General features: G+C 80.7%; 1 protein-coding gene and 1 pseudogene. Both read left to right on the forward strand.

Annotation, left to right across the window (positions count from 1 at the left end; translation table 11 throughout):
- Positions 1 to 199 (forward strand): annotated as a pseudogene (locus tag ACLBYB_RS32640) (hypothetical protein); the annotation flags it as partial.
- Between the two features lie 67 nt (positions 200 to 266).
- Positions 267 to 959 (forward strand): hypothetical protein (locus ACLBYB_RS32645; RefSeq protein ID WP_447701359.1); only part of this gene is annotated, 693 nt, incomplete at its 3' end.

Below are 959 nucleotides of genomic sequence, written 5' to 3' on the forward strand. Positions count from 1 at the left end.
CGCCCCGGCGCCCGGGGAGGCCCGCACGGGCGCCTCCCTGCGCGACGCGGCCCGGGGCGCGGCCCCGGCCCCCCGGCCGGCGCCGCCCGCGCCGCCCCCGAAGGCCGCCGAGGCCGCGGCGCCCGTGTCCGGCACGCCCGCGCCGCCGCCGCCGCAGCAGCTGGCACCGCCGCGCCCGCCCGCCGCGCCGCAGCTCTGACGCAGCTCCGGCGCGGACGGCCGGACCGGCCGCCCGCACCCCCACCGCCAAGCCGAGGACGAGTCCCGTGCATCAGCGCCTCCCGAACGCCCCCCGATCCGCGGCACCGAACCGACCGCGTCGGCGCATCGGCGCCAGCGTCCTCGCCCTCGGATCGGCGCTCTGCCTGCCGCTCTGCATTTCGCTCTGCCTCGCCCTGCCGGCCCGGGCGGAGGTGGAGAACAAGACCGCGCGCGCCGGCCAGCGGATCTTCCTCCAGGGCTTCACCTACTACTTCGCCACGCAGGGGTGCCGCTCGCGCGCGGCCACGATCGAGCTCGTCAGGCCGCCGCGCGGCGGGCGCATCGAGCAGCGGCGCGAGTTCCGGATCCTCAGCGGCAAGGTCGACGAGACCGGGGCGCAGATCCGGCAGCCGGACGGCTGCGAGGACGCCAAGAAGGACTCGATGTCGCTCTACTACACGGCGCGGCCCGACTTCTCCGGACTCGACACCCTGTCGATCGACGTCACTTTCGGGGACGGGTCCACGGTGCCGTACACGTTCCGGATCACCGTGCCGCCGGGCGAGCCCCGCCGGGCCCCGGCGGTGTCGCAGGCGCCCGTCCCGCGCGCGGGCGGCGCCGGGCAGGCCGCGCCGGCGGCCCGGGCGACGCCGGCTCCGGCCCCCCGGGGGGCCGGCACCAGCCCCCGCGGCTTCCCGCGCGCCACGGCCCGCGGCCCGGGCGCCGCCCCCCGGCGCGGCCCCCGCGGGGGGCCGCCC

The sequence above is a fragment of the Methylobacterium sp. D54C genome (assembly GCF_053345595.1).